This window comes from Mycolicibacterium cosmeticum (assembly GCF_000613185.1).
Lineage (GTDB): Bacteria > Actinomycetota > Actinomycetes > Mycobacteriales > Mycobacteriaceae > Mycobacterium > Mycobacterium cosmeticum.
This window is the reverse complement of sequence record NZ_CCBB010000003.1, coordinates 483146-506911: the sequence shown is the minus strand read 5'-3', so window position 1 is coordinate 506911 and position 23766 is coordinate 483146. Positions and strand designations below refer to the sequence as shown.

General features: G+C 69.7%; 34 protein-coding genes. 17 read left to right on the top strand and 17 right to left on the bottom strand.

The features are described from left to right. Positions 1–21: 21 nt before the first annotated feature. The 5 genes from BN977_RS21565 to BN977_RS21545 are packed head-to-tail and all read left to right on the top strand — an operon-like array spanning position 22 to position 3259. On the top strand, positions 22–981 hold the full coding sequence (locus BN977_RS21565) for a daunorubicin resistance protein DrrA family ABC transporter ATP-binding protein (protein WP_036401382.1): 960 nt from the start codon (positions 22–24) through the stop codon (positions 979–981). Beyond that, the gene (locus tag BN977_RS32940; protein ID WP_036401379.1) at positions 978–1715 is read left to right on the top strand and encodes an ABC transporter permease; all 738 of its coding nucleotides are present in this window, start codon (positions 978–980) and stop codon (positions 1713–1715) included. Before BN977_RS21565 ends, BN977_RS32940 begins: the two co-directional genes overlap by 4 nt. Beyond that, positions 1712–2470, top strand: a complete 759-nt coding sequence (locus BN977_RS32935; protein WP_051561789.1) for an ABC transporter permease — start codon at positions 1712–1714, stop codon at positions 2468–2470. Before BN977_RS32940 ends, BN977_RS32935 begins: the two co-directional genes overlap by 4 nt. A gap of 22 nt (positions 2471–2492) precedes the next feature. Continuing rightward, positions 2493–2927: a VOC family protein gene (locus BN977_RS21550; protein WP_036401377.1), complete on the top strand. Its 435-nt coding sequence runs from the start codon at positions 2493–2495 to the stop codon at positions 2925–2927. Between the two features lie 11 nt (positions 2928–2938). Next, the gene (locus BN977_RS21545; RefSeq protein ID WP_036401374.1) at positions 2939–3259 is read left to right on the top strand and encodes an EthD family reductase; all 321 of its coding nucleotides are present in this window, start codon (positions 2939–2941) and stop codon (positions 3257–3259) included. 62 nt (positions 3260–3321) lie between these two features. Here the strand turns inward: BN977_RS21545 and BN977_RS21540 are convergent, their stop codons facing one another. The 3 genes from BN977_RS21540 to BN977_RS21530 are packed head-to-tail and all read right to left on the bottom strand — an operon-like array spanning position 3322 to position 5185. Further along, positions 3322–3624, bottom strand: a complete 303-nt coding sequence (locus tag BN977_RS21540; protein ID WP_024450779.1) for a DUF3349 domain-containing protein — start codon at positions 3622–3624, stop codon at positions 3322–3324. Between the two features lie 7 nt (positions 3625–3631). Then, entirely contained in the window at positions 3632–3916 is a 285-nt protein-coding gene (locus tag BN977_RS21535; protein WP_024450780.1) for a hypothetical protein, read from the bottom strand. 30 nt (positions 3917–3946) lie between these two features. Next, positions 3947–5185 carry an inorganic phosphate transporter gene (locus BN977_RS21530; RefSeq protein ID WP_024450781.1) on the bottom strand — a complete coding sequence of 413 codons (1239 nt, stop codon included), beginning with the start codon at positions 5183–5185 and terminating at the stop codon, positions 3947–3949. Between the two features lie 223 nt (positions 5186–5408). Here BN977_RS21530 and BN977_RS21525 point away from each other — a divergent pair, with 223 nt between their 5' ends. The 3 genes from BN977_RS21525 to BN977_RS21515 are packed head-to-tail and all read left to right on the top strand — an operon-like array spanning position 5409 to position 7509. Beyond that, positions 5409–5726: a DUF3349 domain-containing protein gene (locus BN977_RS21525; protein WP_024450782.1), complete on the top strand. Its 318-nt coding sequence runs from the start codon at positions 5409–5411 to the stop codon at positions 5724–5726. Further along, positions 5723–6886 (top strand): o-succinylbenzoate--CoA ligase, encoded by a 1164-nt coding sequence (gene menE, locus BN977_RS21520; RefSeq protein WP_084172640.1) that lies wholly within the window; start codon positions 5723–5725, stop codon positions 6884–6886. The genes BN977_RS21525 and menE overlap by 4 nt, the downstream gene beginning before the upstream one ends. A gap of 8 nt (positions 6887–6894) precedes the next feature. Beyond that, on the top strand, positions 6895–7509 hold the full coding sequence (locus BN977_RS21515) for a pyridoxamine 5'-phosphate oxidase family protein (protein ID WP_051562121.1): 615 nt from the start codon (positions 6895–6897) through the stop codon (positions 7507–7509). Here BN977_RS21515 and BN977_RS21510 read toward each other — a convergent pair whose 3' ends face one another. The 3 genes from BN977_RS21510 to BN977_RS21500 are packed head-to-tail and all read right to left on the bottom strand — an operon-like array spanning position 7510 to position 9311. Beyond that, on the bottom strand, positions 7510–8304 hold the full coding sequence (locus BN977_RS21510) for a GNAT family N-acetyltransferase (protein WP_036401367.1): 795 nt from the start codon (positions 8302–8304) through the stop codon (positions 7510–7512). 4 nt (positions 8305–8308) lie between these two features. Beyond that, positions 8309–8632, bottom strand: coding sequence for a branched-chain amino acid transport AzlD family protein (locus tag BN977_RS21505; protein WP_024450786.1), 324 nt, complete (start codon positions 8630–8632; stop codon positions 8309–8311). After that, complete coding sequence (locus BN977_RS21500; RefSeq protein ID WP_036401365.1) at positions 8625–9311, bottom strand: AzlC family ABC transporter permease; 687 nt, start codon at positions 9309–9311, stop codon at positions 8625–8627. The genes BN977_RS21505 and BN977_RS21500 overlap by 8 nt, the downstream gene beginning before the upstream one ends. A gap of 50 nt (positions 9312–9361) precedes the next feature. On the opposite strand from BN977_RS21500, the gene BN977_RS21495 reads away from it, so the two are divergent. Beyond that, complete coding sequence (locus BN977_RS21495; RefSeq protein WP_036401363.1) at positions 9362–10042, top strand: UdgX family uracil-DNA binding protein; 681 nt, start codon at positions 9362–9364, stop codon at positions 10040–10042. A gap of 28 nt (positions 10043–10070) precedes the next feature. On the opposite strand, the gene BN977_RS21490 is transcribed toward BN977_RS21495, so the two are convergent. Next, a complete protein-coding gene (locus BN977_RS21490; protein ID WP_024450789.1) occupies positions 10071–10610 on the bottom strand; it encodes a Dps family protein in 540 nt (179 codons plus the stop codon). Between the two features lie 103 nt (positions 10611–10713). On the opposite strand from BN977_RS21490, the gene BN977_RS21485 reads away from it, so the two are divergent. From BN977_RS21485 to BN977_RS21470, 5 genes are read left to right on the top strand one after another with little or no spacing between them, the layout of a single operon-like run. Continuing rightward, positions 10714–11196 carry a DUF4383 domain-containing protein gene (locus BN977_RS21485; RefSeq protein ID WP_046872874.1) on the top strand — a complete coding sequence of 161 codons (483 nt, stop codon included), beginning with the start codon at positions 10714–10716 and terminating at the stop codon, positions 11194–11196. Positions 11197–11234: 38 nt separating this feature from the next. Continuing rightward, a complete protein-coding gene (gene phoU, locus BN977_RS21480) occupies positions 11235–11894 on the top strand; it encodes a phosphate signaling complex protein PhoU (RefSeq protein ID WP_036401361.1) in 660 nt (219 codons plus the stop codon). Positions 11895–11921: 27 nt separating this feature from the next. Further along, positions 11922–12140, top strand: coding sequence for a hypothetical protein (locus tag BN977_RS21475; RefSeq protein WP_036401359.1), 219 nt, complete (start codon positions 11922–11924; stop codon positions 12138–12140). 25 nt (positions 12141–12165) lie between these two features. Next, positions 12166–12300 (top strand): hypothetical protein, encoded by a 135-nt coding sequence (locus BN977_RS33525; protein ID WP_268817603.1) that lies wholly within the window; start codon positions 12166–12168, stop codon positions 12298–12300. A gap of 44 nt (positions 12301–12344) precedes the next feature. Then, a complete protein-coding gene (locus tag BN977_RS21470; protein ID WP_024450792.1) occupies positions 12345–12758 on the top strand; it encodes a nitroreductase/quinone reductase family protein in 414 nt (137 codons plus the stop codon). Here BN977_RS21470 and BN977_RS21465 read toward each other — a convergent pair. The 4 genes from BN977_RS21465 to BN977_RS21450 form a co-directional block, all read right to left on the bottom strand. Then, entirely contained in the window at positions 12745–14199 is a 1455-nt protein-coding gene (locus tag BN977_RS21465; RefSeq protein WP_109790328.1) for an alpha/beta hydrolase, read from the bottom strand. The two genes, BN977_RS21470 and BN977_RS21465, sit on opposite strands and share 14 nt — an antisense overlap. Before the next feature lie 86 nt (positions 14200–14285). After that, positions 14286–15422, bottom strand: coding sequence for an NAD(P)H-dependent flavin oxidoreductase (locus BN977_RS21460; protein WP_036401356.1), 1137 nt, complete (start codon positions 15420–15422; stop codon positions 14286–14288). Between the two features lie 36 nt (positions 15423–15458). Beyond that, positions 15459–16235: an S-methyl-5'-thioadenosine phosphorylase gene (locus BN977_RS21455; RefSeq protein WP_036401353.1), complete on the bottom strand. Its 777-nt coding sequence runs from the start codon at positions 16233–16235 to the stop codon at positions 15459–15461. Positions 16236–16252: 17 nt separating this feature from the next. Beyond that, entirely contained in the window at positions 16253–16486 is a 234-nt protein-coding gene (locus tag BN977_RS21450; protein WP_024450796.1) for a hypothetical protein, read from the bottom strand. A gap of 112 nt (positions 16487–16598) precedes the next feature. Between BN977_RS21450 and BN977_RS21445 the strand changes: the two genes are divergently transcribed. Next, positions 16599–17468: a 1,4-dihydroxy-2-naphthoate polyprenyltransferase gene (locus BN977_RS21445; RefSeq protein ID WP_024450797.1), complete on the top strand. Its 870-nt coding sequence runs from the start codon at positions 16599–16601 to the stop codon at positions 17466–17468. Here BN977_RS21445 and BN977_RS21440 read toward each other — a convergent pair. Genes BN977_RS21440 through BN977_RS21430 form a run of 3 tightly spaced genes read right to left on the bottom strand, consistent with a single transcriptional unit; the run spans position 17465 to position 20186 of the window. Beyond that, complete coding sequence (locus BN977_RS21440; protein ID WP_036401350.1) at positions 17465–18229, bottom strand: SDR family oxidoreductase; 765 nt, start codon at positions 18227–18229, stop codon at positions 17465–17467. The two genes, BN977_RS21445 and BN977_RS21440, sit on opposite strands and share 4 nt — an antisense overlap. Continuing rightward, positions 18226–19278, bottom strand: a complete 1053-nt coding sequence (locus tag BN977_RS21435) for a DUF4331 family protein (protein WP_036401348.1) — start codon at positions 19276–19278, stop codon at positions 18226–18228. The genes BN977_RS21440 and BN977_RS21435 overlap by 4 nt, the downstream gene beginning before the upstream one ends. Beyond that, a complete protein-coding gene (locus tag BN977_RS21430; RefSeq protein WP_036404118.1) occupies positions 19278–20186 on the bottom strand; it encodes an SDR family oxidoreductase in 909 nt (302 codons plus the stop codon). Before BN977_RS21430 ends, BN977_RS21435 begins: the two co-directional genes overlap by 1 nt. A gap of 58 nt (positions 20187–20244) precedes the next feature. Between BN977_RS21430 and BN977_RS21425 the strand changes: the two genes are divergently transcribed. Then, on the top strand, positions 20245–21150 hold the full coding sequence (locus tag BN977_RS21425) for a LysR family transcriptional regulator (RefSeq protein ID WP_036401345.1): 906 nt from the start codon (positions 20245–20247) through the stop codon (positions 21148–21150). Here the strand turns inward: BN977_RS21425 and BN977_RS21420 are convergent. Beyond that, positions 21147–21458, bottom strand: coding sequence for a DUF4229 domain-containing protein (locus tag BN977_RS21420; RefSeq protein WP_024450802.1), 312 nt, complete (start codon positions 21456–21458; stop codon positions 21147–21149). The genes BN977_RS21425 and BN977_RS21420 overlap by 4 nt on opposite strands. 50 nt (positions 21459–21508) lie before the next feature. Here BN977_RS21420 and BN977_RS32930 point away from each other — a divergent pair, with 50 nt between their 5' ends. After that, complete coding sequence (locus BN977_RS32930; protein ID WP_165576362.1) at positions 21509–21673, top strand: hypothetical protein; 165 nt, start codon at positions 21509–21511, stop codon at positions 21671–21673. A gap of 3 nt (positions 21674–21676) precedes the next feature. On the opposite strand, the gene BN977_RS21415 is transcribed toward BN977_RS32930, so the two are convergent. Together BN977_RS21415 and ccsB are read right to left on the bottom strand one after the other, a co-directional pair. Beyond that, positions 21677–22783, bottom strand: coding sequence for a MinD/ParA family ATP-binding protein (locus BN977_RS21415; protein WP_165576361.1), 1107 nt, complete (start codon positions 22781–22783; stop codon positions 21677–21679). 2 nt (positions 22784–22785) lie between these two features. Next, positions 22786–23766 carry a c-type cytochrome biogenesis protein CcsB gene (gene ccsB / locus BN977_RS21410; RefSeq protein ID WP_024450804.1) on the bottom strand — a complete coding sequence of 327 codons (981 nt, stop codon included), beginning with the start codon at positions 23764–23766 and terminating at the stop codon, positions 22786–22788.

Genomic DNA, 23766 nt, shown 5'->3' with positions numbered 1-23766 from the left:
TAGCCTGTCATACTCAACGGCGTGTCCGACTACGCGATCCACCTCGAGGACGTCACCAAACGCTTCGGCGACAAGCAGGCACTGCAGGGCGTGACGTTCAGCATGCCGGCGGGCACGGTGCTCGGCGTGTTGGGACCCAACGGGGCAGGTAAGACCACGACCATCAACGTGCTCTCCACCCTGATCCGGCCCACCTCCGGCCGGGCCACCGTCGCCGGCTTCGACGTGGTGCGCCAGGCCGCCGACGTCCGTAAGCACATCGGGCTGACGGGCCAGTACGCCGCCCTCGACGCGATGCTCACCGGCCGGGAGAACCTCGTCCTGTTCGCCGAACTCAACGGGCTGAGCCGGGCCAAGGCCCGCGCCCGGGCCGACGAGCTGCTGACCGCGTTCAGCCTCACCGATGCCGCCGACCGCCGCGTCGGCACCTATTCCGGCGGCATGCGCCGCCGCGCCGACATCGCCTGCGGACTGGTCGCCGCGCCCGCGGTGGTGTTCCTGGACGAGCCGACCACCGGCCTGGATCCGCGCAGCCGGCGGGAGGTGTGGGATCTGGTCGGTTCGCTGACCGCCGCGGGCACCAGCGTGCTGCTCACCACCCAGTACCTGGAAGAGGCCGACGCCCTGTCGGATTCGATCGTCGTCATCGACCACGGCCGGGTCATCGCCGAGGGCACCGCCGACGAACTCAAGCACCGCGTCGGCACCACGGTGTGCCAGGTCACCCCGGTCCGGCCGGCCGACGGTCCGCGCATCGCGGCCGCGCTGGCCGATATCGCCGGCGCATCACCCGATGGGAAAACCGGTCTGGCGGCCGATCCGGATACCGGCACGCTGGCACTGCCGGCGCCCGACGGGCTGGCCACCTTGAGCGAGGTGTTCCGCCGCATCGAGACGCTCGGCATCGAGGTCGCCGATATCGCGCTGCGCAAGCCGTCCTTGGACGAGGTGTTCTTCGAACTGACCGGGTCGCCGGCGTGACGGCACTGGGCACCTTGACCCGGCGTTCGGTGCTGGGCACCCTGCGCGACGGCGACCTGGTGTTCGCGATCGGTGGACCGGTCGCGTTCTTCGTGTGCTTCGACATCACCCTGCGCAATGTCATCCAGACCGACGGCATGGGCTACCCGCAGTACATCCTGCCCGTCATCGTGGTGCAGGCCATGATCTTCACCGCGATGACCACGGCCGACCGCGCCGCCCGGGATCACTTGAGCGGTATGGGGATCCGGATGCGTTCGTTGCCCATCACGGCGCTGGCGCCGGTGACCGCGCGGATGCTGTCATCGCTGGTGCGCGCGGCCGCGGCGCTGACCGCGGCGCTGGCGGTGGGGTTCGCGTTCGGGTTCCGGTTCTCCGGCGGGGTGGCGGATCTGCTGGCCTTCGTCGGGCTGGCCCTGCTGTTGTCGCTGGCGCTGTCCCTGGGCGCCGACGCGATGGGTTCGGTCGCGGCCAGCACCGAGGCGGCCGGCCAGACCCTGCTGGTCCCCCAGCTGCTGCTGGTGATGCTGTCCACCGGAATCGCACCGGCACAATCGTTTCCGTCCTGGCTGGGGCCGTTCGTGCGCAATCAGCCGGTGTCGGTGATCGCCGACACCCTGCGTGGACTGGCCGTGGGTGAGCACATTCGCGTCGGCACCAGCGCGGCCTGGTGCGTGGGCCTGTTGGTGGTGTTCGGCGCGATCGCCGTCCGGATGCAGAGAAGAGCAACATGATCCGTCAATCCCGGTTACACGCCCGGCGGCTGCTGCTGGGCTGGCAGCGCGCCCCGGTGGTGCTGATCCAGTCGCTGATCTTCCCGACCTTCCTGCTCATCGTGTACTCGCTGGTGGTCGGTGCATCGGTGCGGCACCTGACCGGGTCCAGCAGCTTGTACGGCCTGGTACCGATGTGTGCGGTGGCCGGGGCACTGTTCGGCGCGATGGGCACCGGGGCGGCGATCCCCGACGAGCGGGCGGCCGGACTGCTGAGCCGGTTGTGGGCGCTGCCCGTGCACCGGGCCAGTGCGCTGACCGGGCGGCTGCTCGCCGAGAGCGCCCGGGCGCTGGCGGGCGCGGTGATGCTCACCGCGGTCGGGGTGGCGATGGGCCTGCGCTTCACCCAGGGCTGGCCGGGCGCAATGGGATTCGTGCTCATCCCGGTGTTGATGGTGATCGGCTTCTCGACGGTCATCGTGGCGGTGGCCGTCCAGTCGGCCGGTAAGAACATCATCACCGGGCTGTCGACGGTGTGCTTCCTGCTGTTGTTCTTCAACTCCGGCATGGTGCCGGTCGACGTGTTCCCCGGCTGGGTGCAGCCGATCGTGCGGGCGCAGCCGATGTCCCCGGCCATCGAGGCGATGCGCGGGCTGGCCGGCGGCGGACCGGTGCTGTGGCCGGTGCTGCAATCGGTGGCCTGGGTCGTCGGACTGGTCGCGGTGTTCGGCCCGATCGCCGTGCGCGGGTACCGGCTGGCCGCCGAGAATCCGTGATGGACCGTGATAGACAGGGTGGATGGAAATCCTGGCCAGCCGGATGCTCATCAGGCCGGTGGACTATCCGAAATCCGTGGCGTTCTACCGCGATCAGATCGGGCTGGCCATCGCCCGCGAATACGGTGCGGGCACCGTGTTCTACGCCGGCCAGTCGCTGCTGGAGCTGGCCGGCCACGGCGAGCCGTCGGGCGGCGGGATGCCGGTGGGGCGAGCGGAGCGACGGGATGTGGCGGCGGGGCGAGCGGAGCGACGGGATATTGCACTGTGGCTGCAGGTCCGCGATGTCCATGCCGCCCAGGCAGAGTTGGCCGACCGCGGGGTTACGATCACCAGGGCCGCGCAGGAAGAGCCCTGGGGCCTGCACGAAATGCACGTCACCGATCCGGACGGCATACTGCTGATCTTCGTCGAGGTGCCACCCACCCATCCACTGCGCCGCGACGTCCGTAACTGAGAGGAAGCCCCGTGGCCGAGACCAAGATCACCGTCATCTACGACAACCCCGCCGACCCCGCCGCGTTCGAGAGTGCTTACCCCACCGAGCAATTGGAGGCCGCCCGGCGCATCCCGGGATATGTGCGGTTCGAGGCGTCCAAGGTGTGGCCCAAGGAGGACGGCAGCCCGACGCCGGCCTACCGTTCGATCGACCTCTACTACTCCGACTACGACGCGGCCAGCGCCGCCGTCACCACACCCGAGGCCGGCGAGTTCTTCGCCGCGATGGCCCGGCTGTCCACCGGCGGTGTCCGGGTGTTGTTCTCCGAGATCGAGATCCCCCAGTTCTGAACGGCTCCGCACACACAACCACCCCCGGTCCGGTGGACCGGGGGTGGTGTCGTGAGCGGGGCTTATCTGGCGGGCGCGGCCAGCGGCCACCCGACCGAGGCCAGCCGCGAGGCAACCTGGTGGATCTCCTCGGGGTTGGGTTCCTTCTCGATGATGGCCTCGACGGCGGCGCGGATCTCGGCCTCGGTGACCGTCTCGGCCTCACTCGACCGCAGGATGGACTGGGCCGCCTTGACGACCTCTTCCTCGGTGAGCGAACGCTTGAGCAGGGCCAGCAGCGGGAAGTAGTCCTTGGGCGGCACGCCCTCCGGGTAGCCCTCGCGCAACCAGTGCAGGACGCTGTCGAATGCGTTGGTATCGGTCATCTTCGGCTCACTTACCCGGGATGAACGGGACGGGGTTGAAACCGAAGTGGTGGATGATGGTGGCCTTGGTGATCCACAGGATGCCGATCAGCACCACCGCCCCGACGACGGCGAACAGCAGCAGGCCGAGCGCCCGCAGCGCCGGGTTGGGAGCCTGCGCGGTGCCGTCGTTGTTGGTGCCGCCCGATCCGCTGGAGAAGGCCACCAGCCCGGTGGCGAACAGGGCGGGCAGGCCGGCGCCGAGGATGAGTCCCACCACCAGCACCTTGAGGATTGCTTCTACGTAAGTCATTGCGTCACATTCCTTCTCGTCGCGTCGCGATCAGACGGCGGCTTTGTCGGGGCGGGCCTCACGGACCTCGGCGGGCACCACCGAGTTGGTCGACTCGTCCCAGTCGGCGTTGACGTTGTTGTGGTCCACCTTCTGCTGCTGGGCGCGCCAGTACATGTAGCCGGAGAGCGCCACCAGGATGACGAAGATGACGCCGTCACCGACGAGCTGCGATCCGGTGGCGGACTTGAGCCCGAAGGACAGCCAGTAGGACAGGGCGCCCACCAGCGCGGCGGCCGGCAGGGTGATCAGCCAGGCCATGGCCATCCGGCCCGCGACGGCCCAGCGCACCTCGGCGCCCGGCTTGCCGACTCCGCTACCGAGGATCGAGCCGGTGGCCACATGCGTGGTGGACAGCGCCATGCCGGCGGCCGACGAGCTCAGGATGATGGCGGCCGACGAGGCCTCGGCGGCCAGGCCCTGCGGCGACTCGATCTCGACCAGGCCCTTGCCCAGGGTGCGGATGACGCGCCAGCCACCGATGTAGGTGCCCAGCCCGATGGCCAGGGCGCAGGACGCGATGATCCAGAACGGCAGGCCGTCCTTCTTCACATCGCCGGTCAGGTGGCCGGTGGTGATGAGCGCCAGGGCGATGACGCCCATGGTCTTCTGCGCGTCGTTGGTGCCGTGGGACAGCGCCACCAGCGATGCGGTGGCGATCTGGCCCCAGCGGAAGCCGTCTTCGCGGCGCTTCTTCATGACGTTGCGGGTGATCCGGTAGACCAGCCAGGTGCCGACGGCGGCGACCAGGCCGGCGATGAACGGGGCGGCCAGCGCGGGGATGATCACCTTCTGGAACACGCCGGGCCAGTTGACACCCGCGAGGCCGAGCGCGGCCAGGCCGGCACCGATCAGACCGCCGAAGAGCGCATGCGACGAGCTGGACGGGATACCGAACAACCAGGTGAGCAGGTTCCACAGGATGCCGCCGATGAGGCCGGCGAAGATGATGGTCAGGCCCATCGACGCGTCGATACCCGAGAGCAGATGTCCGGTCTTGCTGTCCTGCACCTTCAGCACCGAGGTGGTGACGGTGACGGCCACTTCGACCGAGAGGAAAGCGCCGACCAGGTTGAGGACACCGGCCAGGATCACGGCCGTCTTGGGCTTCAGCGCACCGGTGGCGATCGACGTCGCCATCGCATTTCCGGTGTCGTGAAATCCGTTGGTGAAGTCGAAGGCCAGCGCTGTTCCAATCAACAGCACCAGGATGATCATCTCTGCGCTCATGGCGCTAATTCTGGGGTAACGCCATCCCGTTTGACCAGCGGGTAGGGCGCCTATCAATATGGTCTGACCAGGCAATTCTCAACTGCCCGACAGGAGTTCACCCAGTGTTCATCTTGGCGCCCCGGTGCGTTCTCCTGGGGACGGACATGGGCGCCGATTTGTTCGCGGCGGCCCGTGATCGCGGGCACTACCATCGATGCGACTCGAGGGAGGAGGACGAGCGGTGAACGCATTTCTCGCAAAGATCGTGGCGTGGCTGAATGCCGGCTATCCCGAAGGGGTTCCAGGTCCGGATCGCGTGCCACTGATGGCACTACTCACTCGTCGCCTCAGCAATGACGAGGTCAAGGCCGTCGCTCAGGACCTGGTCGACCGCGGCGAGTTCGACCACATCGACATCGGCGTGCTGATCACCCAGATCACCGACGAGTTGCCCCGCGAAGAAGACGTGGAGCGCGTGCGGAATCGGCTGGCCGCCACGGGCTGGCCGCTCGACGATCCGCGGGACACCGACACGGCCGACGACGAGGAGACCCCATAACCGTCCTGCGCCCGCTGCCCATCGAGCCCGGCGCGGCGGCCCTGTCGGCGCTGCCCACGATCGAGGCGGTGCTCACCGGGCAGCCCGGCGACGGGCGTCCGGCGCTGTTGCCGGTCCCCTCCGACGACCCCCGCCAGGCCGACCTGCTGACCGGTGCCCTGCGGGCGGGCGAATCCGTCGGCGACCACATCGCGGTGGTGGTGCCGACATCCGGCACCACCGGCACCCCCAAGGGCGCCATGCTGTCGGTCACCGCGCTGACCGCGAGCGCACACGCCACCCACGACCGCCTCGGCGGCCCCGGCCACTGGCTGCTGGCGTTGCCCGCCCATCACATCGCCGGGTTGCAGGTGCTGGTCCGCAGCGTGCTGGCCGGCACGACGCCGGTGGCGATCCCGGCGAGCGTCACCGCGGCCGACGTGATCTCGGCGGTCGCCGCCCTGGGATCCGGCCGCCGATACGCCTCACTGGTGGCCACGCAACTGGTCAAGCTGCTCGACGAACCGGCCGCGGTGGCGGCACTGGCCGAACTGGACGCCGTGCTGATCGGAGGGGGCCCGATGCCGGCCGGTGTCGGCGAACGGGCGGCCGCCGCCGGCATCCGGGTGGTGCGCACCTACGGGATGAGTGAGACCGCAGGCGGATGCGTGTACGACGGGCGGGCGCTCGACGGTGTGCGGGTGCGCATCGACGACGGCCGCGTGGTGCTCGGCGGGGCCATGGTGGCCGACGGCTACCGCAACCCGGTGACCCCCGACCCGTTCGCCGAACGGGGCTGGTTCCGCACCGACGACCTCGGCACGCTCGACGGTTCCGGGGTGCTGTCGATCCTCGGCCGCGTCGACGACGCCATCAGCACCGGCGGGCTCACCGTGCTGCCGCAACTGGTGGAGAACGCCCTGGCCGGCCATCCCGCGGTGGCCGAATGCGCCGTGTTCGGGGTTCCCGACGCGCGGCTGGGACAGCGGGTGGCCGCGGCCATCGTCGCGGTGCCCGGTGCGGCACCACCGGCCCTGCCCGAGATCCGCGCCCTGATCGCGGAGACGCTGGAAGTGACCGCCGCGCCGCGCGAGATCCACGTCGTCGACGCGCTGCCGCGGCGCGGTATCGGCAAGCTAGACCGAAAAGCGCTTTCCCGACGGTTCGGTGACACCGGATGATGGACCGTATGCGAACCGAAGTCACGACCGCCGAAGAACTCCGGACCATCGTCGGGGAACCCACCGCCGCCGTCGCCAACAAGGTGAGCGACCGACTGTCCGATATCCACCGGGACTGGATCGCGCATTCCCCGCTGTGCTTCATCGCCACCACCGACGCCCAGGGCCGGGTGGACGTCTCCCCGAAGGGCGACCCGGCCGGTTTCGTGCACGTGCTGGACGCGCACACCATCGCCATCCCGGAACGCCCCGGCAACAAACGTGTGGACGGCTATCTCAACGTGTTGCAGAACCCGCGGGTGGGCACGCTGTTCGTCATCCCCGGCCGTGGGGACACCGTTCGGGTCAACGGGCGCGCCGAAATCCTGTCCGACGCACCTTATTTCGACGCGATGGCCGTCAAGGGCAAGCGTCCCATCCTGGCCCTCGAGGTCACCGTCGAGGAAGTGTTCTTCCACTGCGCCAAGGCGTTCCTGCGCTCGGACGCGTGGAAGCCGGAAACCTGGAACCCGGACGCGATGCCCAGCACCGCGCAGCTGGCCCGCTCGTTCAAGCCGGACCTGACCCTGGAGCAGCTGCAGGCGTACTACGCCGAGGATCACCTGCGCACGCTGCTGTACTGACTAGCGCACCAGGATCGCCCGGGTGTAGAGCAGCTGAAAACCCTTGCGCTGCACGTTCTGCTGTGACCGTGACCCGGGCGAGGTGGTGACCACGGCGATATCGGCGCCGGCGGCGTGCGCGTCGGACAGCCGCGCCGACAGCAACGCGCTCTGCACCCCGCGCCGGCGGAACGCCGGTGCGGTGGCCGCCCCGGTCAACTGCGCGACCCCGTCGGTCAGCCGCATGCTGGCCCCGCCGGCGATGGTGTCCTGGCAGCGCGCCAGGTAGGTGACCGCACCGGCGGCGACCATATCCCGCACCGCCGCGGCGAGGACGTCGCGCGGGAACTCCTCATGGCTGGGCACACCTTCGGCGTCCGGGTGCGCGAAGCCGTCGACCACCACGTCGATCCAGGCTTGCAGCTCGGCGGCACGGGCCTTGTCGACCCGGACGCCCGGTACGCCGGGCTCGGCGACGGGCCGGGTGCCGAGCACATTCTCGAACGACACCAGCCGATAACCGCGACCGGTCAGCAGCGCACCGATCCGCGGGTCGGCCAAATTCGACAGCTCCACCTGAACGGGCGCTCCGCGGCGCGCGTAGTCCCGTTCGATCTCGTCGAGCTCGGCGTCGGTGGGCACCCCGCCGAAGCCGAGGCCCACCACCTTGGTCAGCGGCGAATCCGGACCGGCGAAGCACGCCGCGCCCCCGGCCAGCGGGCGGACCTCGGCGGCGCCCGCACTGATCAGCGCCGTCTCGGCCGCCTCGATCCGCGCCGCGAGTTCGGTTCCCGGGAAGAAATTCACGGCGCTCACTGTCTCACCACGCCGTCATCAAAGTCACGTAAATTACGGTGCCCGCCAGGATCGACACCAGCGCATGCCGGCGCCACACCTGCAGCCCCGCGGTGACGGCCACCGCGACCGCCATCCACACCTGCTGGCGCACAGCGGCTTCGGGCACGTCGCGCACGGTGTACAGGGCCAGCATCACCATCACGCCGAGCGGCATGTGCACGCTCAGATACTTGACGACGGCGCTGTGCCGCATGGGCGCCAGTGCGGCGAACGGCAACGCGCGCAGCGCCCACGTCACGGCGGCGCTCACCGCGACGAGCACGGCGATGTGGCCGGGGTCAGCCATCGGCACGCCGGCGGTCGATGGCGAACCGCGCCAACAGCGCCGCGGTGAACGCCGCGAACGCACACACCAGCAGCTGTCCCGGCGCCAGCAGCCAGGCCGTCACCGCGCTCACCGCGGCGAGCGCGGCGGTGAGCCGGTCCGGCCGCTGCCGGTAGGCGTCGATGGCCAGCACCACGAACAGCGCCGTCAGCGCGAAGTCCAGACCCTGCAGCCGCTGCACCGGCAGGGCGGCGCCCAGCAGTCCGCCCAGCCCGGCCGAAGCGGCCCAGGTGAAGTGAAAAGCGCACTGCATCAACAGGATCTGCCGGCTGGTCCAGGTGGCGGCCGCCGGACTGACGCCCACCGCGTACGCCTCGTCGGACAACACGTAGGTGCTGTACAGCTTCGCGGCGGTACCGCGGACGCGCTGCAGCGGGAACGACAAGGCGTAGAACACGTGCCGGGAGTTCACCACGAAGCTGGTCAGCGCCACGGTGGCGACGGGGGCGCCGGCCGCCGCCAGACCGACCATCAGGAACTCCAGCGAGCCCGCATAGATCACCGCCGCGAAGACCGGCGCCCACCACCAGGCCAGCCCGGCGTGCACCACCAGGAATCCCAGCGCCATGCCCAGTGGGACGAATGCCAAACCGATGGGGGCAGACAGCCGCAGGACCGCGCGGACGGGATGCTCGGGCATCCGACCAGTCTTGCCGATTCCGGTGTGTCCGCCGCGGGTACCCCGTCGGCATGGACCACCCCGGCGCCGCGGACTTCGTACCGCCCACCCGCAGCCTGACCGTTCTGGCGGACGCCGTCCGCGGTTGCCGGGGCTGCGACCTGTACCGCGATGCCGATCAGGCGGTGTTCGGCGCGGGGCCCCGGTCGGCGCGCATCATGCTGGTCGGCGAGCAGCCCGGCGATCGCGAGGACCGGGCGGGCCAACCGTTCGTCGGGCCGGCGGGCCGGCTGCTGGACAAGGCGCTCGACGCGGCGTCGGTAGACCGTACGCAGGTCTACGTCACCAACGCCGTCAAGCATTTCAAGTTCACCGAACGCGGCAAGCGCCGCATTCATCAGAAGCCGAGCCGGACCGAGGTGGTGGCCTGCCGGCCCTGGCTGCTGGCCGAATTGGCGGCGGTGGCTCCGGACACCCTGGTCCTGATGGGTGCCACCGCCGCGCAGTCGTTGCTGGGCAACGACTTCCGGCTGACCGCACACCGCCGCGAGGTACTCGCGCTTCCGGATGCGGAGGTACTCGCGCTTCCGGATGCGGAGATGCCGTCGCTGCCCGACGCACCGGCACCCGATGTGGTGGTCACCATCCACCCGTCGGCGGTGCTGCGCGGCCCGGACGACAGCCGTGCCGAGGCCTTCGACTCACTGGTCGAGGACCTCCGCTTCGCCGCGGGCCTGCGCACCGGGACCTGATCACCGCGCCGCCGCGGCTCAAGCCGGATCACCGCGCCGCCGCGGCAGCGCCTTTCTCGGTCTGCTCCCCCTCGTTCGCCAGCGTGCCGCCCGCGCTCTCCAGATGCGCCCGGACGAACCACTGGAACTTCTCCATCTGGCCCGCGTGCTCGATCAACAGGTCCTGGGACACCAGGTCCAGGTCGTCGAGCCGTTCGATGGCCTTGCGGGTGTCGGAGATGACGCCGTTGTACACCAGATCCAGCGCGGCCAGGTGCGCCTGCACCGTGTCGCGGCCCACCGAATAGTCGTCCCACACCCGGTCTTTGATGATCGCCCCCGGCGTGCCCTGCGGGGAGACACCCAGCGCGGCGATGCGCTCGGCGACATCGTCGGCGAAGCCGCGCACCAGCTCCACCTGCGGGTCGATCATCTCGTGTACGCCGATGAAGTTGGGCCCCACGACATTCCAATGCACGTGCTTGAGGGTGAGGTGCAGATCGTTGTAGGTGCTCAGCTGGCGCTGAAGCAGATCGGCGATCTCGCGGCTGTCCTTGTCGGAGAGGCCGGGAATGGTGAACTCACTCATCAATTCGCTCCTTTACGCAGATGACTACCGGCTGCGAGTACCCCCGGCCGCGCGCGACCAATCAGGCCGGGTTCAACGGCACAGTCCGGGGTAACCCGTGGCCATGACCACTTCCACTCCGCACACGCGCAGCCATACGCCGGCCGTGCGCATCGCCGCCCTCGCGGTCGGCGCGCTGTTCCTCGTTGTCGGCATCGCCGGCTTCATCCCCGGGCTGACCACCCACACCGACATGTTGACCTGGGCCGGGCATCACTCGGGCAGCATGTTGCTCGGGGTGTTCGCGGTGTCGGTCCTGCACAACGTGGTGCACCTGGCCTTCGGGGTCGCCGGGCTGCTCGCATCCCGCACCGTCACCGCCGCCCGGCTCTTCCTCATCGTCGCCGGCGTGATCTACCTCGTCCTGACGCTGTACGGTTTGGTGATCGATCACACCAGCACCGCCAATTTCGTGCCGGTCAACACCGCCGACAACTGGCTACACCTGGTGCTGGGCGTGGGGATGGTGGCCCTGGGCGTGGTGCTGGGCCGGCCCGCCGTCCACACCGACGACGGCACCGCCCCGCCCACCGATGGGATCGAGTGAGGAGTTTGACCCGGTCCCGCCGGTGGGTATCCGGCACCATGCGTACCGAGTTCCACGCCGAGATCGATCACCTGACGGCCGAGCTCGGCCAGATGTGCGAACTCGCGGCCACCGTGATGGCGTACGCAACCACCGCCTTGGTGCACGACGATGACGACGCCGCGCATCGAGTGGGGGTGGAACTGGCCCGGCTGACCCGGCTGCACCACTGTGTCAGCGAACGGGCCTTTGCGATCCTCGCCCTGCAGGCGCCGGTGGCCCACGATCTGCGGGTGGTGATGTCGGCCTTCCCCATCTCGGCGGACGCCAACCGGATGGGCGGGTTGGCCGCCAATATCACCAAGGTGACCCGGCGGCGGGAGTCGACGCCGGTGCCGCCCGTGGCACTGGAGGTCTTCGCCGATATGGGCCGGCACGCCGTGCTGTTGGCCGAACGCGCGCAAGCGGCGGTTCTGGTCAACGATCTCGTTGCCGCACAACGCATCACCGAAGGTGACGAGGTGATGAACGAACTGCACCGCAGGCTGTTCACCATGGTGCTCGACGACCGTTGGGAGCATGGGCCGATCGCCGCGGCCAACGTCATGCTGCTCGGCCGGTTCTACGAGCGGTTCGCCGACCATGCCGTCAGCATCGCCCGCCGGGTCGTCTTCCAGGCGTCCGGGCGGCTGCCGAACGTCAGCGCCTCGCCGACGTGAGGACCTTTCCGACCTGAGGAGAAGCCGATGCCCAGTTTCCGGAGCATCACCATCGCCATCGGCGCCGCCGCCCTGACCGCCGGCATCTCGGCCGGTTGCGGCGGACAGGACAAGCCCACGGTGAGCACCCCGGTCGAGACCAAACCGTCCAGTTCGGTCATGACCGAAACCCCGTCGACCGTGGCCCCCGGCTCGACGTTCACCGAGACCCCGACCGAGCGCACCGACACGGGCGCACCGTCGTGACGTCCCTTCACCAGAAGGAGTAACCATGCCCCGCGGAGACGGCATCTATGCCGACGATCCATCCGATCAGCCCCCGCCGACCACCACCGAGGACGGCGACCTGAGCAAGGACACCCCGGATGTCGACACCGACACCCCTCAGGAAGAGCCGCCGGACTGACGGTTCCTTGTTTTTGAGAGATTGTTCTATTAACGTCGGTAACCATGTCTGACGGATTGCGTAAGTTCAAGTTCGAACGCCAGCTCGGCCGGCTGGTGATGAATCCCGTGGTGGCCACCCTGGACAAGCTCGGGGTGCGCTCGCGCCTCATCGTCGAACTGGAGACCACGGGCGCCAAGACCGGCCTGGCGCGCCGCGTCCCGCTCGCCGGACGCGCCGACGAGAACGGCGTATGGGTCATCTCCCAGCACGGGCGACGCGCCGGCTGGGCCCACAACATCGCCGTCCATCCCGAGGTGCGCGTCCGGGTGAACGATCAATGGCGAACGGGCACAGCCACCTTCGAGCCGGAAGACGATGTGCGCAGCCGGGCCCGCACCTTCGGTGGCACGGCGACGGCGCTGACCATGCGGGCCATGGAGAGCGACCCGATCTCGGTGCGCATCACTTACCGGTAGCCGGCTCCGCCACGTTCGCCGGCACGGCGGTGGGTCCAGCCGTCGTGGCCGCCGGGAAGCCGATCCGCGGCACCCCCGGGGTGCCCAGCCGGCCGGCCAGCCAGGGCAGCGACGCGGTGAAGGTGGCCTTCGCGAACGGCCAGTCATGCTTGCCCGGGGCGGCGATCACCGCGCAGTCCATCCCCTTGGCGGTGCCCAGCGCGCACAGCGAGTGCGCGGCCGCCGTCTGGTCGCCCGGGTTGCCGCCGGCATCCCGGCCGCCCAACCCGACCGCATCGGCGGCGGCGGCCTGGTCCACCTTGCGCGGGGTCTGCGGGGTGCTGGAAATCTCGAACCACCCGGCGACGCCCCGGTAGCTGCCATGGGCGTTCATCACGGTGGTCGGGTCGAACCCGGCCCACGCGGCCTCGCTACCCCCGAACAACCGGCTGACGGTCTGCTCGTGGGTGCCCGCGGTGGGCCCCAGATCACCGGCGATGTCGACGAACGCGCTGAACAGGTCGGGGTGCATGACCGTCAGGTCGACCGCGCAGGTGCCGCCCATCGACCACCCGACGATGCCCCAGCCGGCCGCTGCGGGATTCACCCCGAATGTCGAATTCACATACGGCACCACATCTTTGGTCAGGTGGTCGGCGACATTGCCGCGCGGTCCGTTGACACACTCGGTGTCGTTGTTGAACGACCCGCCGCTGTCGACGAAGACGAACACCGGGGCGTTGCCGCCGTGCGCCGCGGCGAACGCGTCCATGGTCGCGGCGGCGTCACCGGTGCGCAGCCAGTCCGCCGGCGTGTTGAACTCACCGCCGATCATCATCACCGCCGGAAGCTGGGTGGCGCCGGCGAACCAGGCCGGCGGCAGGTAGACCAGTTCGGTGCGGTGTTTGAATCCCGAGGCATCGGCCGGAATGGTCACCGGGACGACGGCGCCGTGCGCGGGCACGGCGTGGGCGGCCTTCTGCGCCTGCACGGTCGCCAGGTCCGTTTCGTCGGGCAGCGGCCCGGCGGTCAGCTGGTTCCACGCGGTCTGCACCGTCGGGAAGTAACCCACCCACAGGTTCACCGCCAGTGCCGAACTGAGCAGACAACCGGCAACCGCGAGTGCCGAGACCCCGCGACGCCACCACGGCGCCGACGCCCAGCCGAACACCGCGACGCCGATCGCCAGCCCGCTCAGCCCGATCCACACCCACAGTTCGTCGGGGGCCGGATCGTCGGCCATGCCCTGGGAGTCGATGAACCAGTTGGCCCAGGCCGCGGCGGCGACGCCGAGCAGCAACGCCAGCGGCAACCACAGCAGGCGCCAGCGCCGGGTACGCCACCCGACGGCGGCGATCAGGATCGCCGCGGCGACGAGCTGGATCACGATGGGCAGCCAGCCCCGCAGCAACGACAGGCCGTGATGGTATGGGTCCGCTGCGGCGGCATCGGCGAGCAGCATCGTCACACCGACATCATGCCGCCGTAATCTTTATGCCCGCTGTGAGACAACGGCTTTCGCACACAGGCGGCACATATCTGGCCAGTTCAGCCGGGCAGTGAGCCGCCGAGGCGCTCGGCGGCGGCCACGTAATCCTCGATGAACTCCAGCACCACGTCGCGCGCCGGCCGCACCTTGTTCATCAGCCCGACACCCTGACCGACGAAGTAGGTGGCCAGCGCCTGGGCACCCTCATGCCCCTGGGCGGCCAGCGCGTCGACGCGGCGCAGCACCGGCTCGCTCAGCATGTTCTGCAGCGGCAACGGCAGCGGCTGCTGCCCACCCGCCGGCGCCCAGGCATCGGTCCAGTCCGACACCAGCTGCCGTGACGGTTTGCCGGTGCGGCCCGCCGACCGCACGGTGTCACGCGAACCGGCGGCCAACATCTTGGCGACGGTGTGCGGCTCGGTCTCGGCTTCCTCGGTCGTCAGCCACACCGAGCCGGTCCACGCCCCGGCCGCGCCGAGCGCCACCGACGCCGCCATCTGCCTGCCGGTCACGATGCCGCCGGCGGCCAGCACCGGGGTCGAGCTGCCGATCGCCGCCAACGCCTCCAACACCTCGGGCACCACCACCAGCGTCGACACCTCACCGCAGTGGCCGCCGGCCTCGGTGCCCTGCGCGACGATCAGGTCCACCCCGGCGGCGACCTGTTTGACGGCGTGCTCCTTGGCGCCGACCAGCGCGGCCACCGGGATGCCGTGCTCACGGCCCGCCTCGATCATGTAGTCCGGCGGCACCCCGAGCGCGTTGGCCATCAGCTTGATGGGATGGCTCAGCGCCACCTGCAGCAGGTCCGAGCCGGTGCCGCCGGCCAGTACGGGGGCGCCGGTGCGCGGCGTCGGGTCGGGCTCGATGCCGTGCTCGCGGAGCAGGTTGTCGATGTAGTCGCGGTAGTCCTGCGGGATCCGGGCAGCCAGATCGGCCTTGGTGAGCCGCTCGCCCTTGCCCTCGAATTTGGCGGGCACGATGATGTCGACGCCGTAGGGCTTGCCGTGCACGTGCTGGTCGATCCAGGTCAGCTCGCGGTCCAGCTGCTCGGGGGTGAAGGCGGCGCCGCCGAGCACCCCGAAGCCGCCGGCGTTGGTCACCGCGGCGACCACATCGCGGCAGTGACTGAAGGCGAACAGCGGGAAGTCGATGCCGTATTGCGCGCAGAGCGCCGAGGGAGACGTCGGTGTCATCCGCTCATTATCGACACCTGTCAAGTTTGGCGGAAGCTAGGGCAGGTCGAACGGCAGCGTCACACCCTCGTGCGCCAGGCAGTGTGTGCAGGTCGATGCGTCCGCCACACCCCCAATGGCCTCCCGCACCAGTTTCTTGAAGCCGACCATGTTGCGCTCGAACTCGGCGAACACGTCCACCGCCCGCACGCCGGCCCCCGCTTCCACCCCGGCGTCCAGATCGGTCACCAAAGCGATTGCCGCGTAACATATCTCCAGTTCGCGGGCGAGCACCGCCTCCGGGTAACCGGTCATGTTGACCAGGGTGAAACCCTGATCGGCGAACCACCGGCTCTCGGCCCGGGTGGAGAACCGCGGCCCCTGGATCACCACCATGGTGCCGCCGTCGACGACGCCGGGCAGCTCGGCGGCCGCGGCCCGCAAGGCCGGGCAGTACGGATCGGCGAACCCCACGTGGATCCCGCCGGAATCGAAATAGGTGTCCGCCCGCCCGCTGGTGCGGTCCACCAATTGATCGGGCACCACCATGGCGCCGGGCCCCAGCGCCGGGTTCAGGCTGCCGACCGCGCACGGCGCGAAGATGCGACGCACGCCCAGCGCCCGCATCGCCCACATGTTGGCGCGGTAGGGCACCGTGTGCGGCGAGAACTCGTGGCGCACCCCGTGCCTGGGCAGGAAGGCGACCTCGTGCTCGCCGACGGAACCGACGGTGATCGCCGCGCTCGGGGCGCCGTAGGGCGTGTCCAGGTTGATGCTGCGCGCATCGGGACCGAAGAACGAATAGAAGCCGCTACCGCCGATTACTCCGAGCATCCGCCCATTCTGCTGGGTCAGTCGGCGGCGGGCTCCGCCAGCTCGGCGTTCAGGTCGGCCTTCTCGGCGGCCTGCTTGGCGGCGTCGCGGATGGCGAAGGCGTCGGTGGCCAGCCCACCGATCGCGTTGGCCACGTCCTTGACCGCGGTGGTGATGATGCTGGCTACTTCCCCCACGGTCGACGCCACCGACTCGACGCCCTCCTGTAAGGCGTCCTTGGCGATCTCGGTCTTGCTCAGGCGGTCGGTCATGAGACAAGTGTCACGTGGTGTGCGCCACGTGACAAGGTGCCGCTCGTCACGCATTGCGCGAAGGCGACCGTGCGACCCAGGCCCCACGTCGCACCATGCGACGATGGCCCGCATGGCTACCTTCGCGCAATGGGTGGAGGGCGCACGTCCTCGCACCCTGCCCAACGCCGTCGCCCCCGTCCTGGCCGGGACCGGGGCGGCCGCCGCACTCGGCGGCGCGGTGTGGTGGAAGGCGCTGTTGGCGCTGCTGGTCTCGCTGGCCCTGATCGTCGGGGTGAATTACGCCAACGACTACTCCGACGGCATCCGCGGCACCGACGACGTGCGCTCCGGCCCGCTCCGACTGGTCGGTTCCCGCGTCGCCTCGCCGCGGGCGGTGCTCACCGCGGCGTTGGTCAGCCTGTCCATCGGCGCGGCGGCGGGCCTGGCGCTGGCAATCGTCAGCGAGCCGTGGCTGATCGCCGTCGGTGCCGCCTGCATCGCCGGTGCCTGGCTGTACACCGGCGGGTCGACGCCCTACGGCTATCGCGGGCTGGGCGAGGTGGCCGTCTTCGTCTTCTTCGGGCTGGTCGCGGTGCTGGGCACGCAGTACACCCAGGCGCTGCGGGTGGACTGGGTCGGGCTGGCCGCCGCGGTGGCCGTCGGCTCCCTGTCCTCGGCGGTGCTGGTGGCCAACAACTTGCGCGACATCCCGACCGACAGCGAGACCGGCAAGATCACTTTGGCCGTGCGGCTCGGCGATGCCCGCACCCGGCTGCTGTACCAGGTGCTGGTCGGCGTCGCGTTTGCGATGACGTTCGTGCTGATGGCGGCCACCCCGTGGTGCGCCGCCGGCCTGGTGGCCGCACCGCTGGCGGTGCGGGCCACCGGACCGGTGCGGCGCGGCCTCGGCGGGCGGGAACTGATCCCGGTGCTGCGCGACACCGGACTGACCATGCTGGTGTGGTCGGTCGCGGTGGCGGCGGCACTGACCTTCGGTTAGCTCGCGTGCGGGTCGGCCGAATTGAGCACCGCGATGGCGTGCTCGTAGTCCCCGCGCACCTCCGCATAGCGCAGGAACTTGACGTTCTCGACCTGAATCTCCTTGGCGTCGGGCTGGTTTTCCAGGATGTCCACCACCTCGTCGACGAAATCCTGTAGCGGCATGGCCCATTCGCTGTCGCGCTGCCCGGGCACCAGGTCGGTCCGCACCGCGGGCGGCTCGAGTTCCTTGAACTCCACCGACGATCCGGCGAACTGCAGGCGCAGCGTCTCGGTGAGCAGGTGGATGGCCGCCTTGGAGGCGTTGTAGCTGGGGGTGACCCGCAGCGGCGTGAATCCCAGCCCCGAGGAGACGGTCATCACCGTGGCCGCCGGCTGCTGCTGCAGGTGCTCGATGAACGCGGCGATCAGCCGGATCGGGCCGAGCACGTTGGTGGTGATGGTGGATTCGGCCGAGGCCAGGAAGGTGTCGGGGTGGTGCCAGTCCTCGATGCTCATCACCCCGGCCATGGTGATCAACACGTTCAGGTCGGGATGGGCGGCCAGCACCTGCGCGGCGACGGCGGTGATGCTGTCCGGGTCGGCGGTGTCGATCCGGACGGCGTCCACGTCGGGGTGCTCGGCCACGATCTGGTCCAGCAGCTCTTGCCGACGTCCACCGACGATGACCTTGTTCCCCTTGTCCCGCAACGCAAGTGCGAGGGTCAGGCCGATACCACTGGTGGCGCCGGGGATGAAAATGGTGTTGCCGGAGATCTTCATGGTTGGCTCCTGGAAAGGGTTGGGACATTTGGGACATACGGGAACAGCGGTGATGGCGTGGCCGTCACCGACTGGGCGCCGACACCGATGGTGACGGGCTTGTTGAAGGCGAGGCTGAACATCACCTCGGGGGCGTTGTCGACCAGCGAGCGACCGTTGAATCCGGCGAAGCCGAACGCCGCGGCGGTGCCCACCGTGTACGGCAGCACGTTCGGGAAGATCAGCCGCGCAACGGTTTCGCCGTACCGGTCGGGGTCCTGCGCGGTGCCGTAGGCGCCGACGCAGGCGGCGATCCGGGCGGCCGCCGACTCACCGTGAGTGGCGTAGTCGTCACGCGGGACGCCCGCGTTGAGCGCGTCCCCGAGGTGCTCGTCGTATTGGGTGAACAACGGGTGGATCATCGGCAGCCCGACCCGGTTGATCGAGCGCCAGCCCCCGCCGTCGGTGGCCAGCGTGGCCACCGCCCACACCCCGATCCGGTTGTCGGCGCGGCGCGGGGTGAGCTCGGCATCGGGCAGCTCGAGCACCAGCGAATGCACCGTCGCACCGGCGAACAGGTTGGCGGCGCGCTCGGGCGCCCACGGCCCGACGTCGACGGTGGTGCCGTCCTGCAACGCATGCCCGACTGCGTGCAGGATGTCGGCGTCGATCCAGAACGGATCGCCGGCCCGGCCGGCCCACGCCCGCACCCCGCCCGCCGTGGTGACGGTGGTCCCGGTGCGCCCGTGCAGCAGCTCGATTCCCGTCGCCGCCGGCTCGGTGGCCGCCGCACCGGACAGCCGTTGCACCCAGAACCGTTGTTGGCCTTGACCGTCGGCGGTATCGAAGGTCACTCGGTAGGTGAGGTCCTCGACCGCATCGCCGTCCAGGTCGATCTTGAACTCGTACCGGCCCTCCGGGTGGAATCCGGGGACGGGGATCTCACCACCGAACGAATGGCAGACGTTGATCACCAGGGCGGTGCCGGTCTGGCCGGCGAACACGTACAGGTCGGTGATGTCGAGCCGGATGTCCTGGCGTGCCAGGGGTGAATCGAGATGATGTGACATCAGTCGGCCCCCGGTGCCGCCGGGGTGAGCAGCTCGGCCAGGCCGACGCGGTGCAGCATCTCGGCCTTCAGCCGGTCCAGCACGGCGAAGCCCACATCGGCACCGTCCTGGCTGGGGTCGATGTGCACCCGGAACGGCCGGGTGCCGAACGGCGCGGCGACCACCCGGGCCACCGCCGTCGCGACGGCCCCCGGGTCGGCATCGGGCGGCACGATGGAGTTGAACGCCTCCTGCACCCGGGCCTCGAAACCGGCGTAGGGCCCGTCCTCGTAGGCGGCGGCCACGGCCCGGTCGGCTGGGGCACCCGCGTGCGCGAAATGGTTGGTGCCCGAGGTGAAGGCGCCCGGCACGATGATCGTCGTCTCGACACCCCACAGGCTCAGTTCCCTGGCATAGGAGACGGCGAGCGCGTCCATGGCGTTCTTGGCGGCGAAGTACGGCGCGAGATACGGCGGTGTGCCGCCGGCGCAACTGCTGCTGGACACCCACACCAGCAGGCCGCGGCGCCGCCCGCGCAGATGCGGCAGCACCGCCCGGTTCACGCGCTGGGTGCCGAGCACGTTGACGTCGTACAGCTGGGCGAGCTGTTCGGGCGTGAAGGCCTCGGCGGGGCCGTAGACCATGTGTCCGGCGTTGTGGACGACGACGTCGATCCGCCCGGCGGCCGCCAGCACCTCGGCGACCGCGGCGTCGACGGACTCCTGCGATTGCACGTCCATCTCGACGGTGCGCAGGTCGACGCCTTCGGTGCGGGCCAGCTCGGCGTAGCCCCTGGCCCGCGGCGCGTTACGGCCGGCGATGTCGCGCATGGAGGCGTAGACGGTGTGCCCCGCCCTGGCGAGCGCTTCGGCGATGAGCTGGCCGAAACCACTGGAGGCTCCGGTGATCAAGACGACGTTGTGGTCCATGTGATCGAGCGTGCCTGACCAGTAACCATCTGTCACATGCATATCTATGATGTCTCATATGCTCACCACGCATATCGATCGGGTGGACCTGAACCTGCTCACACCGCTGGTCGCCCTGCTCGAGGAACGCCAGGTTTCCCGCGCCGCCGCACGCGTGGGCCTGAGCCAGCCGGCGATGAGCCGCGCGCTGCAACGGCTGCGCCGCGTGCTCGACGACCCGCTGCTGGTGCGCGACCCGGACGGTTTCCGGCTCACCGCCCGCGCCCAGGACATCTACGACCAGCTCACCACCGTCGTCCCCCTGTTGCAGCATCTGTTGTCCCCCAACGATTTCGATCCGAGCCAGTCCAGCGCACCGATCAACCTCGCCGGCAGCGATTACGCCGTGCAGACCTTCGGCCCCGCGATCTGCCGGCAGGTGCGCACCCAGTCCCCCGCCACCGCGGTCCGCTTCCACAACCTGCGCCTGGACGGGATCATCGACCAGATCCGCAGTGGCGCAGTCGATATCGGACTGTACGGCGGCGATCTGCCGCCGGACTTACAGGCCGAGACGCTCTTCGTCGAGGACTTCGTCTGCGTGCTGGCCCATGATCACCCGCTGGCCGGTGCGGCCGGCATCACGCTGGACGACTACCTGCGCCATCCGCATATCGTCATCGACACCGCCGACGGCCGCCAGACCGCCGTCGACCGCCCCCTGGCGGCGCTGGGCCGCCCGCGCGACGCCGCCGTCACGGTGCCGTATCACTCGTCGGCACTGGCGCTGCTACCCGGAACCGATTTGATCGCAACGCTTCCCGCCCGGCTGCGTGCGGGCTGGGACCGTGACGACACCCTGCGGGCACTACCGGCGCCCATGGAGGTGGCCACCCTGCCGTATCAGATGATCTGGAACCGCGTCTTCGACACCGATCACCGGCACGCCTGGCTGCGCGGCATCGTCCGGGCGGCCGCCGGTTAGCTGCGCTCCGGTTCGTCGTCACCACGGAGCCGGGCCTGCAACGACTCCCGATCCTTGCGGCGACGTTCGTCGAACGCCGCGATGCTGGCGGTGGCACGGCGACGCAGCGGCGCGAACAGCCAGATACCCAGCGGGAGCGCCAACACGATGGCGAACAACACCGCCACGATCAACGGGAACTCGCGGATCCCGACGAGGTGGCCGGCTCCGACGATCACCGCGGTGAGCACCGCGGCGAGCGCCAGCCGAGCCAGCAGATAGGCTCCGACGTCACGCAACATCCGGGTTCCCGGCCGACCATCAGACACGAGCCCGAGCCTACCCACGGCGCGTATATTCGGATCAAGGAGGTTTTCCGTTGCAGTACTTGCTCCTGGTCCTGATCGTGGCTGGGCTTTCCTACGCGGTGTGGCGGGTGGTCCGGGCATCGGCCGCACGCCCACGCACCCGGGTGATCGGCCCCGACGACGACCCCGATTTCCTGCGCCGCCTCGGCCACGGGGACAACAACCCCCGCGGTTGAGCGTTAAGCCGAGCCGGGAAATCCCGCCGCGACCACCGCGGCCAGTTTGATCAACGCCTCACGCGTCTGTGGCTTCAGCCGCTCCAGGCTGATCTCGGCGCCCTCCTCCAGATGAGGGTCGAACGGCACCTGCAACACCGCCCGGCAGCGCCGCGCGAAATGGTCGGTCACCTTCTGCAGGTCCACCTTGCCCGAGCGCGGACGCACCGCGTTCACCACCGCAATCGCGTTGCGCACCATGTCCTGATGCCCGTGCGCGTCGAGCCAGTCCAGGGTGGCCGACGCCGACCGCGCCCCGTCCACCGAACCCGAACTGACCACGATCAGCACATCGGCATGCGACAACACGGCCGCCATCGCCGAATGCAGCATCCCGGTGCCGCAGTCGGTGAGCACCAGGCTGTAGTAGCGCTCCAGCACCTCCAGGGTCCTGGTGTAGTCCTCTGAGCTGAACGCCTCCGACACCGCCGGGTCGCTCTCCGAGGCCAGCACCTCCAGCCGGCTCGGGCCCTGGTTGGTGTAGCGGCGGACGTCGCTGTAGCTGTTGATGCCCTCCGCGTCGCGCAGCAGGTGCCGCACCGTGGCGGGGGTTTCCAGCGGCACCTTCTGGCTCAGGGTCCCGCGGTCGGGGTTGGCGTCCACCGCGATGACGCGGTCACCGCGGGTGGAGGCGAACGTGGCCCCGAGGGTGGCGGTGATGGTGGTCTTGCCGACCCCGCCCTTCAGCGACAGCAGCGCGATCCGGTAGCAGCCCCGCAGCGGCCGACCCACCTCGCCGAGCAGCTTGTTGTAGTCGGTGACCTTCGGGCTCTCGCCCAGGTTCAGGGTCTTGAAGGTGGCCAGGTACACCCAGCGCCGCCAGCCCCGCGACGGTGCCCGCTTCGGCTGGCCGAGCAGCGCCACCGTGGACAGGTCCAGGTACGGCGCCGGCAGCGGGAAGGGGCTGGTCTGGTCGGCCGGTGCGGGGGCGCCGGCCGGCGGCGGCACGACCACGGCGGGAATGCCGTGCGGCGGGGTGGGCGCGGTCCATTCCGGAGGCACCTCCTGCGCCGGATCGCTAAACCGCTGTTGCCCACGGAAATTGATGGGCTGATCCGGTCCGAGCGGCACTGTCAGCCCACCCCCGCGTACGAGTGCAGGCCCACGGTGACCAGGTTGATGAAGAACAGGTTGAACACCATCGCCACGAAACCCACGACGTTGATCCAGGCCGCCTTGCGGTCCCGCCAACCGGCCGTGGACCGCGCGTGCAGATACGCCGCGTACACCACCCAGGCGATGAACGACACCGTCTCCTTGGGGTCCCAGCCCCAGTAGCGGCCCCACGCCTCCTCGGCCCAGATGGCGCCGAAGATGACGCCGAACCCGAAGATCGGGAACGCGAAGATGGTGGTGCGGTAGGCGATCCGGTCCAGCGTCTGCCCGTCGGGCAGCCGGCGGATCATCCGGCCGAAGCCGTTGTCGCGATCGGCCAGCGGCGACATCTTGAGCAGGAACAGGATGCTGGCCACACCGGCGACCAGGAACACCCCGGAACCGAGGCTCACCACCGAGACGTGGATGGGCAACCAGTAGGACTGCAGCGCAGGCATCACCGGGGCGGCGTTGGTGTACAGCCAGCGCCCGGAGACCGTCAGCAGGATCAGCACCGGCACCAGGACGAACACCCACAGCGCGCGGAACTGCGGTTTGCGCAGCACGATCGCGCCGGCGACCAGACCGCAGAAGCAGGTCAGGTTGATGAACTCGTACATGTTGCCCCACGGCACCCTGGCCGTGGCCAGCCCGCGCAGCACGATGCAGGCGGCCAGCAGGGCGATGCCGACGTACACCAGCGCCAGGCCGGCCCGGCCGATGCGCTCGTCGGCGGGGCGGGACGGGGTGTCGGCGACCACGCCGGGGGTGGCGCTGTCCGCACCCACTGCGGCCGGACCGCCGGCACCCACCAGCTCGCGCGCCTCGACCTTGCGCCCCCGCGCGTAGGCCAACTCGACGGCCAGCAGGATCAACGCGACGACGAGCACCACCACCGACGACGTGTAGGCCCAGTCCGAGTAGCGGGACAGCCCGATATCGATGTGCGTTGTATTCAT